Origin of the sequence: Sulfidibacter corallicola, from assembly GCF_017498545.1 — a bacterium.
Taxonomy (GTDB): Bacteria; Acidobacteriota; Holophagae; order Acanthopleuribacterales; family Acanthopleuribacteraceae; genus Sulfidibacter; species Sulfidibacter corallicola.
In genome coordinates this window covers 9,850,389-9,864,620 of the sequence record NZ_CP071793.1, presented here as the reverse complement: position 1 = coordinate 9,864,620, position 14,232 = coordinate 9,850,389, and the positions used below count along the sequence as shown (strand labels likewise).

The window sequence follows — 14,232 nt, the reverse complement described above, 5'->3', positions numbered from 1 at the left end:
TCGTAGGATGCGGGCTTCGGGAAACGGGGGGCCGATCGAAGATCAGGCCGTGCGTTTGCGGCGGGCGACCAGCGCCGCCGTCATCATCGCGGCGACCAGCGCCATCAGGCCCCATGCACCCAGGGTCGGGACAGCCTGAACCGATCCGACGAACACGCCGGTTCCGGACGGGCCCACCTCGATCAACAGGTCGGGCGTGATCGTCTCGTTCAGGGTGGCGGTGCCGTCGCTGCCGATCAACACCGGCACGACACGCACGGTGCCGTCGGCATCGGTCAGGCGCACGTCGTAGGTGCAGTCGTAGCTACCGGTAATCACGATGCCGGTGTGACCGATCGGCGCCACATCCGCGATTTGCGGCGTCTCGCAATCCAGGCCCACTTCGAACAGCGTGGTCGTGCCGCTCACCTCGTTCATCACCGCCAACAGCGGCTTCAGCGTGGGGCTGTCGGCCGGGGCGATGAAGGTCAAGCCCTCGGGGCCGAGATCGCCCGCCGTGCCCTGTTCGGCGTCGCCCGTGAAGTCGCGGTTGTTCAAGTAGTCCACCAGGACCGGGGCGGTGGGATCGCTCAGGTCGTACATCGCGACGCCACCGATCCGCTCCAGACCGACGAAGGCGTAGTTGGTGTCCGCGATTTGGCCGACCGTGACGCCCTCGGGCTCGGGGCCCTTGTCGTCGCTGCGCGCGTCGAACGAGTCGTTCTCGTCGTTGTTCGAGTTGAATTCGGTGGGCAGCTCGGCGGCGATCATCCGTTCCAGGTCGGCGCCCGAGTCGTAGACCAGCGCGCCGGTGCTGCCGTTCCAAATCGAGAACGAACGCGCACCGTAGGCGTAGAGCTCGTCGAAATCGTTGTCGTTGTCCGTGTCACCCAGGGTCGTGGTGATGTTCAGGCGACCCAGGTTCTCGTCTTCCTGGAGTGCGGCGGCGTTGGGGAAGGCCGTGGGATCCAGGGTGATGTCCTTGATCCGCTCCTCTTCGCTGAAACCGTCGTAATCCCGGCTGTCGCCTTCGTTGGCGGTAATCAGGTAGGTCGTGCCGTTGTGGCCGAAGGCGGCGATGGCGTCCGGTTGAAACATGCCGAATACGGGCCAGTTGGCGATGTCGATGCCGCTGTCGCGATTACTGGGATCCAGCTCGTTGCCCGCTTGGCTGTGATCCTTGAAGCCCAAACCGATCAGGGAGGTCACCGTGGCGGTGTTCAGGTTGACCACGGCCAGGGCGTTGTTTTCCTGGAGGACGACCCAGGCGGTCTGCGAGTTCGCCGAGATCGCGATGTACTCCGGCTCCAGATCCTGGGCGACGGTGGCTCCGGGCACGAACACGCGGATGCTGGGATCGAGGGTCTGGCCGTTGAATGCGGTGAAACCGGCGGTGGACACGTCCCCATCGTCCAGGGAGGCGATGCCGCCGCTCAGGTCGACGATGCTGATGGAGCCTTCCGGATCCACATCGACGTCGTCGTTCGGTTCACCTTCGTTGGCGACGACGAGCTTGGTGCCGTCGGGCGTGAAGGTCAGCATGTCGGGCAGCGCGCCCACGGTCACCTGACTGATGAATTGACCGGAAGTGTCGAAAAAGACGGCCTTGCCGGGGTCGGTGGCGGGATCCGCTTCGACCGCGGCGGCCACGGTCCCGTCGTGGACGGCGACGCTGTTGGCCTGGTCGCCGTAGGGCGTCACATCGATGGAGAACAGCAAGGTCGGCTGGTTGGGATCGCTGAGATCCAGGACATCGATGGCGGCGGTGTCTCCGTTGACGACGAAGAGGCGGTCGGTGGCGGGGTCGAATGCACCGATTTCGGCGGCACCCTCATCGAAGGTTCCGGTGGCGTAGGTACCCAGCACTTCGAGGGAAACGGCGTTGCCGGCCAGGGCCGAAGCGGTGCCGAGCGAGCAAAAGACGGCCGTGAGCCAGAGGTATCTCATAGGTCAATCTCCGAGTGGAACGAATCTTTGGTTTCGGCAGTCCCTGGTGGGGCATCACGCATGGTCGCAGCACGTCGAACGGTCGTGCTCGGCCTCGCGATGCGGGCCGGACCCGTTGGACGGACGCCCTCCTGATTCGAGGATGTGATTGCGCCTCGCGATGCGGGCTTCAGCCGTGTGGGCGATCGCCACGAAGGTGGCATTCGATCGACGGAGACGCAAACGGGGGAGAGCCGGTGAAACGAGGCAAGTATCCAAACCCATCGTGAGGAATTGATGAAGGCAGCATCAAAGAACGATGACCTCGTCGCGCGGCGTCAAGGTACTTTTGCGATGCGGCGTAAATGACGTAACCCGTAGGGGTTTCGGCGACTCGCGACCCGTCCGGTTCGATGGATCGCACGTCCCCTGAGGGATGTGTGTAGGCAGGGGGAGTCAGCGGGGATGGTCACCGCTGGCGGCGAAACCTGAAGTCGGCGACGGCCGAATGGTCGGATGGTCTCCGTTCGCGGCCAATTCTGGAGGGATGGCCAAACCCATGTTTGGACCACTGTTGATAAAAACGCGGGCCTCTGGCCCGCCACCAGCAGGGACCCTGTAAGGGTCATACATTACAGCGAAGGCGGTCCGGCGATCCGGTTAAGGAGCCGTAGGCGACGCAACCCTGGTTGCCTGGGGTTCCCGCATCCAGCCCTGGAGGGGCGGCTCTGCGAAGGGCTCCTCGAAGGTGACGTCAACTCCGCGACGGCCCGCATCGTTCCGCCCCGTTGGGGCTGGGGATCGGGAACCCCCAACAACCAGGGTTGCGTCGGCGCTGCCTCCTTAACCCTTCGCTGTATTGTGTCGTCCCTTCAGGACGCCCGCTGGTGGCGTGCCTACGGCACGCGTTTTTATGTATAGCCATCCAAACATTCGGTTGGCCATCCCTCCAGGATTGGCCGCGTCCGGTGCCCATCCAAACATTCGGTTGGCCATCCCTTCAGGATTGGCCGCGAACGGTGCCCATCCAAACATTCGGTTTTGCCATCCCTCCCGGATTGGCCGCGTCCGGTGCCCATCCAAACATTCGGTTTGGCCATCCCACCAGGATTGGCCCGGAACAGAGACCATCCCCGCATGGCGGTTTCCTCCGTGTCAATCGTAACAACATGGCGGTTCACCCGACGCCAATCATCCCGACCAGACGGTTCACCCGACATGCATGGTCGGTAGGTCCATGCCTCCAGGATTGGCCCGGAACGGAGACCATCCCCGCAGGGCGATTGGCCAGCCCCTCGTCACGAACCCGACAGCGCCGCTTCGGCCTGATCGTTGAGGGCCAACATGCGACGCCGCAATTCCTCGGCGTAGTTCTCGATCTCCACCGCGGGACAATTGCGCGGCACCTCCAGCGGCTCGCCATAGACGAACACCAGGGTCGAAAAGGGCCGCGGCACGATCATGCGGTCCCAGGACCCGAGTTCCTTGCGTTTGGATGCCTGCCACGAAAACGGGACGATCGGTGCCTGGGTCATTTTTGCCGCGGTAATGACGCCGCCCTGAATGCTGTAGACGGGACCGCGCGGGCCATCGGGCGTGATGGCCACGTCGTTGCCGGCCTTGAGTTCGCGCATCAGCGTCTTCAGCGCCGCGAACCCCCCGCGACTGGACGAGCCGCGCGCGCAGCGGATGCCCAGGCCGCGCATGGCCCACGTGGCCATGCCCCCGTCGCGCGAAGCACTGGCCAACGGCACGATCTGCCGGCCCTTGCGGCGGTGGGCCAGATAGGCGAATGCCGCCATCAGGTTGCGGTTGTGCCAGGCGGCGATCAAGGCCGGCTGGTCGCCGTCGAGGTAGCGGGTCAGGTGTTCCGGGTTCACGAACCGTTTGCGGCAACTGGCGTAGATCAGGCGCAGGACCACCGAAAGGATGAGGCCGATGATGACCGTCTTCAGCGATTCGCGGGTTTCGACCTGTTCCGTTTTGGGTTTCGACGTCAAGGGGCGGCTCCAAGGGGGGAGTGGGCCGGAGTGTGCGATCCGGCCGGCGAAAGGCCCCATCTTACCGCGACACCGCGCTCGGAAAAAGGTGCTTTGCGGGAAGGTGCACGCACGTCGGCGTGGCGCACCGCCGCACCCAGCCTCACTTCCAGGTGATGACCAGGTCCCCGAGGGGCCCTTTGGCCTTGATGTTCAATACCGGACTGGAGGGGTGGAACACCCGCGGTTCCCAGTATTCCTCTTTCTTTACCATGTCGAACGGGCTCAAGTCCCGCGAGGTCCCGCGAATGCGCACGTGGGTGCCCTTGGGGAAGATCAGCTCGGTGTTGCCGATGTCCATGTCCAGGTTGACCTCGGTCTCCAGATAGATTTTCGGACCGAAATCGACAAACAATTCGCCCACGCCGCCGTTGATCTTGATCTTGTCCGCTTTCAGGTTGCCCAACTGGTTCAGTTCCAAGTCACCGGCCAACATGCGGAATTTGGCCTGGCCGCGCACGATCGAGCGGTTCTCGGTGGGGAACGAGATGTCCACGTCGCCGTAGGAGACGTTGCAGCGAAAGCGGTTGATGTTGAGATCGGTAAAGTTCAGGGACCCGTAACCCAAGGAGTTGATGCGCAACTGAAAATCGAGCTCCGCGCCTTGGGGCAGCTCGGCGCGCATGTAGGGCGCCGTTTTCTGGATGTGCTTGGAGAGGCGGTTGAGGGTGTAGGGAATGCGCGTTTCCCACTTCAGGGTTTGTCGTTCGCGGTCGTAATCGGAGTATCCGGAACCCTTTTGGTAATCGGTCACGGTTTTCCCGGTGCCGGCCTCACCGCTGTGGTTCAACTCCAAATTCCCCGCGCGCCCCTTGAACACGATCTTGATGTTCGGGTCGGCGCCGTACGCGAGGGTGGTGGTCTGCACGCGGCCCTGGTCGGCGTTGGCCGCATCGGGTGCCTGATCCTGGCCGGTGAGCGGCAGCGAGATCGCGAACAGGCCGAAGCAGAGCAAGGTGGTGATCTGGGTGAGAACGTGACGGGAAGGGCCCTGATTGACCTTGGGGCTCGTGGTGAAAAAATGTCGGATCGTGTGACGCATCGATGGAAAATACCTCGTGTTGCATGAATGATCGTATGCTCGTTGGCGTCAGCATAGCTCAACCCCATACAAAGGTTAAGTCTCGGATGCACCGCCGGATGGCGATCGCGCCATTGGGTGCGAAGGGCGTCTACTCGGAAACCATCAGGGCGGCCACCCGGTGGAGAAAGTCATCGGCGACGGGAGCCGGACCGGGGCCGTGGTTCAGGTGGGCCTCGTCGTGCCACTCGCCCAGGACAGTCTCGCTTTCCGCCTGGTCCGGCAGGGCTTTTTCCAAAGTGAAAATCCGGATCGGCGGTTTCTCACCCTGTTGAAGGTGCGCTTCGCTCGCCATGCCAGGCGCCACTTTCAGCACGACCGCCACGAAATGGACCTCCACCGGGAACTTCGGCTCCGGCAATTTAAGCAGCACGCAGGGGAAGGGCTGAATGCTGGTGGGTCGCACCTCGATGTCGTCCGGCGCAATGAAAAAGGGGTCCTTTTCCTTCTTCGTGATGTCGTCGTTCACGTCGCAGAGATATTGGAGAAAATTGCGGGTGTCCATGCGCAGGGCGGCAAAGAAGGTCATCGGGTCGCGCATCGAAATTTGTGGAATCACCAAATGCCCGAAGGTGTAGTGGCGGGGCCTGGGATCGGTATTGGGCAGGTCGGATGGCGATTCGCCGGGGTTCGATGCCTTGTCGGGACTCTTTTTACTGCGAAAGAACTTGATCATGTCGGTTTTCTCCAAAGCGGTCGGGGGAACGGGGCCTCCCTATGGATGCGTGCAAACGCGGTTGATGGATGTTCGCTGCCGAGGTCGTGGAGGCCGCGGGGGCGGAATCTAAGTGCCGGCGTCAGAAGTTCTTTTCCGCCAGGAGTTGGAGCCCGACCAGCGTGAGATTGGCGTTGTAGTGCTGGATGTGGTTCGAGTTGCGGCAGAAGGTCTCGCCCAGGCCGCCGGTGGCCACGACCGCCGGTTCCTTGCCCATCTCCTGCTTCATGGCCGAGAGGATGCCGTCGACCAGGCCCACGTACCCGAAGAACAGGCCCGATTGAATGTTTTCCACCGTGTTTTTGCCGATTACCCGTTTGGGTTTCTGGATTTCCACGCGCGGCAGTTTGGCCGCCGCTTTGTAGAGTGCTTCGGCCGAGATGTTGACTCCGGGGGCGATGGCGCCGCCGAGAAAGGCGCCGTTCTCGCCGATCGGATCGAAGGTGGTGGCGGTGCCGAAGTCCACCACGATCGCGGGACCACCGTAGAGTTTGAAGGCCGCGATCGCGTTGACGATGCGATCCGCACCCACCTCCTGGGGGTGGTCCACCTGCAGGGCGATACCGGTCTTGATGCCGGGACCGACGACCAGTGCGGTGATGTCGAAATAGGAAGCGCACATGGTGCGCAGGGTCTCCTGTAGGGGGGGGACGACGCAGGAAATGATCGCCCGGGAAACCTCGCTGGCCTGGAAGCCGGCCGGTTCGAACAGGTTGCGGAACAGAATGCCGTATTCGTCGACGGTTTGCTGGGGCGCGGTGGTGAGCCGCCAGGAATGCACCAAATCCGAACCCCGAAACAGGCCGATGACCGTATTGGTGTTACCCACATCGATTGCCAGCAGCATGAAAACTCCTCTCGTGACCCCACTGGGGTCGGTGACTTGAATCCAAAGTATGCGGGTGCGACGCCGTACATCGCACCGTTTGGGTGGTTCCCGAACAGGTCCTCGGGTTGAAACGCGCCCCATTATGACACTTCCCAAGACCCTTGCCCAGTTTTGGTCGCATCGGGAAGAGGCGATGTGTTCGAGCAAGAAACACTGTCCACGAATCACACGGAAGACACGACTGGACAGGTCCCGATGGGTCCCACACGAAAGGACACCCTTGGGGGAAAACGGGTCATAAGGTAATAAATCAAAGGGCTTTACCCGAGTGTCCCCGAACCTCTCCCAAAGGGCTCCCGAGGATTCGTGTTCATTCGCGTGATTCGTGGACATACTCGATTGCCGTACCCGGCGACCACGCGTCGGGTTCACGCCCCGTCAAGACCCGCTTTTGATGCACCGGCGACCTGGGCGCGCCCACGTCGCGAACGCCCAGGTGCCGGCCACTCATGCGATTCAACCGATCTCGGCCACCAGGTCGCCCGGACCGAGTTGCATCCCCTCCGCAACGGGCAGGCGCTTGATCTTGCCGCCGCGCGGCGCGACGATCACGTTCAGCATCTTCATCGCTTCGGTCGTCATCAGCTTCTGGCCTTCGCTGACCTTCTCGCCCTGGGCTACGTGCAGTTCCGTCACCTTGCCGCTCATGGGTGCGGCCACGTGTTTCGGGTTGTCGGGGTCCGCCTTCTCGTTGGTCTTGACCTCGATGCCCGTGGCCTTGTCCAGCACCATCACGTTGCGCGGCCGTCCGTTCAGTTCGAAGAACAACTCGCGGAACCCGTCCTCGTGCGGCTCGCTGCGTGCCAGCAGTTTGAGGATCAGGGTCTTGCCCTCTTCGATGGCGATCGCTTTTTCCTGGTCCACGTCCAGCCCGTAGAAAAAGGTCGGCGTATCGAGTACCGAGAGGTCACCGTACTCGTTCACAAATTGGATGTATTCGGTAAATACCTGCGGGTAAAGCGAATAGCTGACGAGTTCGGTTTCCTTGAAGGAGCGCCCGAACTTTTTCTCCAGGGTTTGCGCCGCCGCATCGAAGTCGAAATCCTCCAGCAGTTGGCCTGGCCGACAGGTGATCGGCTGCTCGTCCTTGAGGACCGCTTTCTGTAGTTTGGCCGGGAACCCGCCGTCCGGTTGGCCCATCATGCCCTTCATCAGGTTCACGAAGGATTCGGGGAAGGCCATTTCCTTGCCGTGATCCAGCACGGCCTGGGGAGTCAGGTCGTTCTGCACCATGAAGAGCGCCATGTCGCCGACCGCCTTGGACGAGGGCGTCACCTTGATGACCTCGCCCAGCATGTCGTTGACCGTGCGGTACATGACCTTGATGTCGTTCCAGCGATGTCCCAATCCCAGGGCGATGGCCTGTGGCCGCAGGTTCGAATACTGACCGCCGGGGATTTCGTGGCGGTAGACCTCCGCGGTACCGGCCTTGAGGCCGCATTCGAACGGGGCGTAGGCTTCGCGGGCGACTTCCCAGTAGTCGGCCAGTTGTTGGATCGAGGCGTTGCGAATGCCCGTCTCGCGTTCCGTACCGTAGAGCGCCGTGACCAGCGCGTTCATCGACGGTTGCGAGGTCGTGCCCGACATCGAGCTGAGGGCGGTGTCGACGATGTCCACGCCGGCCCGCGTGGCTTCCAGCAAGGTGGCGATACCGTTGCCGCTGGTGTCGTGGGTGTGGAGGTGGACCGGGATCTGGAGCGCGTTCTTCAGCGCGTCCACCAGCATGTAGGCCGCCCGCGGCTTCAACAGGCCGGCCATGTCCTTGATCGCCAAGATGTGGCAGCCGGCAGCCTCCAACTCCTTGGCTTTTTGAAGGTAATAGGCCAGGTTGAATTTTTCGCGCTTGGTGTCGGACACGTCGCCCGTGTAGCAGACCGCGGCTTCGGCGATCTTGCCGGTCTCGGCCACCGCCGCGATACAGGGCTTCATGCTCTCGACCCAGTTGAGGCAATCGAAGATGCGGAACACGTCGATGCCCTTCTCCGCCGATACCTTGATGAAGCGATTGACCACGTTGTCGGGGTAGTTGGTGTAGCCGACGGCGTTGCCCGACCGCAACAGCATTTGCAACAGGGTGCCGGGCAGCAGCTTGCGCAGACGGGTCAGGCGCTCCCAGGGGCATTCCTTGAGGAACCGCATCGACACGTCGAAGGTCGCGCCGCCCCACATCTCCATCGAGAAGAGTTCGGGCAACAGGTGCCCGGTGGCGTGGGCCGCGGCGAACATGTCGTAGCTGCGCAGGCGGGTGGCGAACAACGACTGGTGGGCGTCGCGGGTGGTGGTATCGGTGATCAGCAATCGTTTTTGTTCAAGTAACCATTTTGATAAGCCCGTAGCCCCTTGCTCTCGAAAGACTTCGTAGGCCGCTGTCTCCGCGGGTGCCGTCTTCGGCACCGACGGGATCGGCGGGCTGTTCAGCCGGACCGGCTTGTCGCAGGCGGCGATGCCCTCGTAGCCGTTCACGGCCAGATCGCCCAAGTAGCGCAGCAATTTGTTCGCGCGGTTCTTGCGCGGCTTGAAGCGCATCAGTTCCGGGTGATCGTCGATGAAGCGCGTGTCAAGATCGCCGCTGCGGAAGCGCTCGTGGTCGACCACGTTCTCCAGAAACGGCAGGTTGGTGCGCACGCCTCGGATGCGGAACTCGCGAATCGCCCGCAGGGCCTTGGTTACGGCCAGGTCGAAATCCAGCGACCAGCTACACAGTTTGATCAGCAGCGAATCGTAGTGCGGGCTGATGACCGCACCTTCGAACCCGTTGCCCGCGTCCAGGCGAATCCCGAACCCTTCGCCGGCCCGGAAGGCGGTCAGCTTTCCGGTGGTGGGCGCGAAGTTCTGGGTGGGATCCTCGGCGGTGATGCGCAACTGAATGGCGTAGCCGCTTTTCTTGACCTTCTCTTGGCCGGGAATGCGAATGGTGTCGTGGTCCAGCGAGTAACCCTCGGCCACGCGAAGCTGGGTCTGCACGATATCGCGGCCGGTGATGATCTCCGTGATCGTGTGTTCGACCTGAATGCGTGGGTTGACCTCGATGAAGTAGTGTTTGCCGTTTTTGTCGACCAGAAACTCGACGGTGCCGGCGTTGACGTAGCCCACCTCGCGGCAGATGGACAGGGCGTCGCGGTAGAGGCGATCCTTGACGGCCGGTTTGATGCTGCGCGAGGGCGCGATCTCGATCACCTTCTGGTGGCGGCGCTGGATCGAGCAGTCGCGCTCGAACAGGTGGACCATGTTGCCGTAGGCGTCCGCCATGACTTGGACTTCGATGTGTTTCGGCCGTTCCAGGTAGCGTTCGATGAAGACCTTGGGCGAGCCGAATGCCTTGCTGGCTTCCGAACGCGAGCGGGCGATGGCGTCGAGCAGTTCCTCGCGGTTTTGCACGATGGTCATGCCGCGTCCGCCGCCACCGTGGGCGGCTTTGATGATCAGGGGAAAGCCGTGCTTCTTGGCGAACAGCAGCGCATCCTGGTCGGTCTTGACGGCGTCCTTGGTGCCGGGGATCACGGGGACCTTGGCGCGTTGGGCGATGGCCCGAGCCTTGACCTTGTCGCCCAGTGCTTCGAGCACCTCGGCGGGGGGCCCGACGAAGACGATACCGGCCTGCTTGCAGGCGCGCGCCAGTTCGGCGTTTTCGGCCAAAAACCCGTAGCCGGGGTGGATCGCGTCCACATCCTTCTCCAAGGCGAGATTGACGATGCCTTCGATGTCGAGGTAGGCGTCCACCGCGGATTTGCTCTTGCCGATCAGGTAGGCCTCGTCGGCCTTGTAGCGGTGCAGACTGAGGCGGTCTTCGTCGGCATAGATGGCGACCGTCTGGATTCCGAGTTCGGTACAGGCCCGGAAAATGCGAATGGCGATTTCGGACCGATTGGCCACGAGTACTTTTTTAAAGGGACGAATGTCATATGCGGTCATCAGGAGCCTGCCTTGTGGGGGGAAATTTGAGTGGGGGGGGCCACTGTCGGTGGGGAGGACCACTGGATTGAAAAGGGCGGGGGTTCCGAAAAATAAACCCGATTCTAGCACGACCGCCCTGAATTGAAAGTCCTTGCCGCCTTGCGTCGGCGACCCGCGGCATGACCGGAAAGCGGGTCTGGAACCCGGGAGTTGCGGGCCTGGTTTCTTTCACGTAATCACCCCGCCGGATGAACATTTCGAAGTGATCCATGCGAGGAGTTCCCGCATGTTTTGAGGGTCGGCGCGGCTGTAGGTTTGGCCGCGAACGGCGTGCATCCAGGCAGGGGTCAAGGTTCGGGTGTTCAATGGATCCTGGATTTACGCGACAAACGGAAGGCTGACGGGAACCTGTCCCGAATCGATCGTCAATATGGATGGGAACCCGCCCCGGGTCGCGCTGAAGGTGCGACCGGACGTCACTTTGGACCACCATTGATTTAGAACGCGGGCCTCCGGCCCGCCACCAGCGGGCACCCCGGAGGGGTGACACAGTACAGCGAAGGGTGAGGTGCCGTTGAGGCACCGTAACCCTGGTTGTTGGGAGTCCCCGGCCCCCAGCCCTGTAGGGGCGGCTCCGCGAAGCGTCATCGGGGGTGACGTCTATCCCAACCCGTCGGCTCTGCGGAGAGTCATCGGAGGTGGTGTGAACGCCGGTGGGGCTTCGTAGCCCCGCTCCTTCAGAGCTCGATGGGGGAACTCCATGGAACCAGGGTTACGCCGCCGTCCCGGCGTCTCACCCTTCGCTGTATTGTGTCGTCCCTCCAGGACGCCTGCTGGTGGCGCGCCTTCGGCACGCGTTTTAAATAAGTTGTGGGCCAAACATGGGGTCGGCCATCCCTTCAGGATTGGCCGCGAACGGCGCACATCCAGGCAGGGGTTCAGGTTCGGGAACACAATGCGCCAAACATGGGTCGCTGCGCCCGCATCCATCCTACAGGTTGGTCACGGGCGGTATGCCCGCTGGGCCGACACGTCGAAGCGACTCAGGTTCCGCAAGAACAAGTGGTAAAAGAGCGAAGCAAATAAGTCGGGCCTCTAGATCTCTCGATGATCGAGTTCGATCTTTGCTCAGTCGCTTCGAATGGTGGAGCAGGGCCGGTAAGGCAAGCTGCCATACCGGCCCTGCTCCACTTACACGCTTTACGTCGCTTACGCATGTGCGGGCTCTTCGAAACGACTCAGATGGCGTTGTTTCCATCCCGAAACCAAGCTGGCCGCCCACCACGCTGGTCCGCGGCAGTTCTGAAACGAACCGACATGGAGTACCCGCACGTCTTGTTTCGTCTCAATCCCGAGACCCACCGGTGCGAGCGGCGACACCATGATGAAAAACGCGCCCCCGACCCGATTGCCGAGACCCGGGACAAAGCCTTTCCCCACAGATCCGAACCTGCTAACATGCCTTCAGATCTCCCCACCAATTTTTCCGTGAGCCGGCATGCGTGCCGGACACCTCCAGATGGTTGCCATGGATGCGAGAACCAACTCATTGCCGCGTTATGTGTTGACGCTTACCGAACTGGCCCAGATCACGGGCGAGCCTGCCGCGCGCCTTCGCAAACGGATATCCGACGACGGCCTGATCGACATGGGCGGGCGCGGTTTCGGGGTGAGGCCGGAAGCCGTGCGGGCCGAGCTGTCGCGACGCGGCGTCTCCTACGATTTCGGCATTCTGGCGCATATCAACCTCAAGGGCGGGGTGGGCAAGACCACCAGCACCATCACCATCGCCACGCGGGCCGCTCAATACGGGTTCCGCACCTGTGTGCTCGATTTGGACTCGCAGGCCTCGGCCTCGATGGCATTCGACTCCTTGCCGGAAGAAGACGAACCCATCTTTTACGACATCTGGGCCAAACCCGCGGACATGCTTCCGGGCTCCCTGAAAAAGATCGACGATCACCTGTGGTTGTTGCCCTCCTCATTGGAAAACGGCCTGCTGGATGCCAGCCTCACCAATCCAAAACACCAGAAACGCGCCGTTCGCGGCGTGTGCGAACAATTGAAGCACGAGGGGTTCGACCTGGTGCTGATCGACTGCCCGCCCTCGCTGGGCACCGCCGTGATCAGTTCGATATGCGCCGCGAACGTCATCGTCATTCCCGTGGCGGGCGATCCGTTCTCCTTCAAGGGACTCGACCTGACCCTGGGAGAGATCGAAGCCATTTGCGAGACCTACAGCCTGCCCCATCCGATCGTCAAGGTCCTGTTCTCCCGCTACGATCGACGTGAAAAACTGGCGGCCCAGACCATCGAAAAACTGGCGGGCCCCTATGCGAACTACGCGGTACCGGTCCATATCCGGGTGACCACCGAATTCTCGAAATCCCTGGCGCGCGGCGAAACGGTGTTCGCTCACGCTCGCAAGAGCTCTGCGCGCGAAGACTACGATGCGCTGGTTCGTCACCTGCTCGGCATCGATCGCTGAGGTGGCGGCCTGTTCGACCGAATCCTCGACCGTCCTCTTTCTGCCTTCCCCGCACTGACCCTGGCGTGAAATCCGATCGAGATGAATTGAGGTAACAGCCATGTTTCCCAACGGTGATGAGCCCCGTTCCCAGGATGCCGAAAAGCCGAGCACGCCGCAAGAATCCGGGCCCGGCGCGCCCGGTGGCGAAGCGGCTGCTTCCAAAGAGGAAACCCCTTCCGTCAAACCCGCCCCCAAGGTACGTCGCAAGCGACGTCGCCTCTACGAAATGCCGGAAGACGAATCCGCGATGGGTGAATCGGCCGATGTCGAGGCGCCGGTGGTGCAGCCTTCAACGGCGGCGAAACAGGATGTGGCATCACCCGAGCCCGCCGCTTCGGATGTGACCAAGGCCGAACCGCAACCGGTCGAGGCCGCGACCGAACCCCGCGACCGCACCGCGTCAAAGCGAAAATCCGGCACTACGGCCGCCCCCAAAAAGTCCGCGACCGGGCGCGGCAAGACCCGTTCGACGAAGACCGCCAAAGCGACCGCGAAGCGTGCCAAGACCAAGACGGCGAGAGGGAAGAAAAGCGAAACCGATGCGGCCACGCCCCTCGATACGGGTTCCGCGCCGCAGGAGAAGACCGCCGACGCTTCGGCTCGCGCCGAGGCGCCGGGACCCGCGCCCCAGGCATCCGATTGGCAGGATCGCGAACGCGTGCTGCGGGAGCGGGACCTGCGTGCCGAGGTGACCATCCAAAAACACGTACTCGCGTCCATGGGGATCAGTTTTCTGCCCGTACCGCTGCTCGACCTGGCCGCGGTCTGGGTGATTCAGACCCGCATGCTCAAACGCATCGCCGAGATTTACCGAATCGACTACCGCAATCAGGCCGCGCTCTCCTTCATCGGTTCCCTGACCGGGACGGTGGGCGGGATCGCGGTTGGTACCGCCGTCGTTTCATCGGCACTCAAAGTCGCACCGGGACTGGGTTTGTGGGCGGTCGGCGTGTCCATGCCAGTGACCTCCGGTGCCGCGACTTACGCCCTGGGCATGGTCTTCTTGCAACATTTTGCCTCGGGTGGTACCTTTCTTACATTCGAGCCGCAAAAAGTCAGATCCTATTATGTGGAGCAGCTCAAGCAAGGACAAAAACTGGCGAAAAAATGGTCGCAATCCAAGCGCTCCGGTGCAACCACCAACGAACCTACGGCTTGATGGGTCTCTGTTTTGCCCTC

8 protein-coding genes are annotated in these 14,232 nt (G+C 62.2%); 2 read left to right on the top strand and 6 right to left on the bottom strand.

The features are described from left to right. Nucleotides 1-42: 42 nt before the first annotated feature. From J3U87_RS29885 to J3U87_RS29860, 6 genes are all read right to left on the bottom strand, one after another. Nucleotides 43-1,926 (bottom strand): choice-of-anchor I family protein, encoded by a 1,884-nt coding sequence (locus J3U87_RS29885; RefSeq protein WP_237379458.1) that lies wholly within the window; start codon nucleotides 1,924-1,926, stop codon nucleotides 43-45. A 1,277-nt stretch (nucleotides 1,927-3,203) separates the two neighbouring features. Then, entirely contained in the window at nucleotides 3,204-3,905 is a 702-nt protein-coding gene (locus J3U87_RS29880) for a lysophospholipid acyltransferase family protein (RefSeq protein ID WP_237379457.1), read from the bottom strand. A 142-nt stretch (nucleotides 3,906-4,047) separates the two neighbouring features. Then, on the bottom strand, nucleotides 4,048-4,986 hold the full coding sequence (locus tag J3U87_RS29875) for a hypothetical protein (RefSeq protein WP_237379456.1): 939 nt from the start codon (nucleotides 4,984-4,986) through the stop codon (nucleotides 4,048-4,050). Nucleotides 4,987-5,116: 130 nt separating this feature from the next. Then, nucleotides 5,117-5,701 carry a hypothetical protein gene (locus J3U87_RS29870; RefSeq protein ID WP_237379455.1) on the bottom strand — a complete coding sequence of 195 codons (585 nt, stop codon included), beginning with the start codon at nucleotides 5,699-5,701 and terminating at the stop codon, nucleotides 5,117-5,119. Between the two features lie 121 nt (nucleotides 5,702-5,822). Continuing rightward, nucleotides 5,823-6,587, bottom strand: coding sequence for a type III pantothenate kinase (locus J3U87_RS29865; protein WP_237379454.1), 765 nt, complete (start codon nucleotides 6,585-6,587; stop codon nucleotides 5,823-5,825). 498 nt (nucleotides 6,588-7,085) lie between these two features. Next, complete coding sequence (locus J3U87_RS29860) at nucleotides 7,086-10,541, bottom strand: pyruvate carboxylase (protein ID WP_237379453.1); 3,456 nt, start codon at nucleotides 10,539-10,541, stop codon at nucleotides 7,086-7,088. A 1,510-nt stretch (nucleotides 10,542-12,051) separates the two neighbouring features. Between J3U87_RS29860 and J3U87_RS29855 the strand changes: the two genes are divergently transcribed. Together J3U87_RS29855 and J3U87_RS29850 are read left to right on the top strand one after the other, a co-directional pair. Further along, entirely contained in the window at nucleotides 12,052-13,011 is a 960-nt protein-coding gene (locus J3U87_RS29855; RefSeq protein WP_237379452.1) for a ParA family protein, read from the top strand. A 100-nt stretch (nucleotides 13,012-13,111) separates the two neighbouring features. Further along, the gene (locus J3U87_RS29850; RefSeq protein WP_237379451.1) at nucleotides 13,112-14,212 is read left to right on the top strand and encodes a YcjF family protein; all 1,101 of its coding nucleotides are present in this window, start codon (nucleotides 13,112-13,114) and stop codon (nucleotides 14,210-14,212) included. Nucleotides 14,213-14,232: the final 20 nt, after the last annotated feature.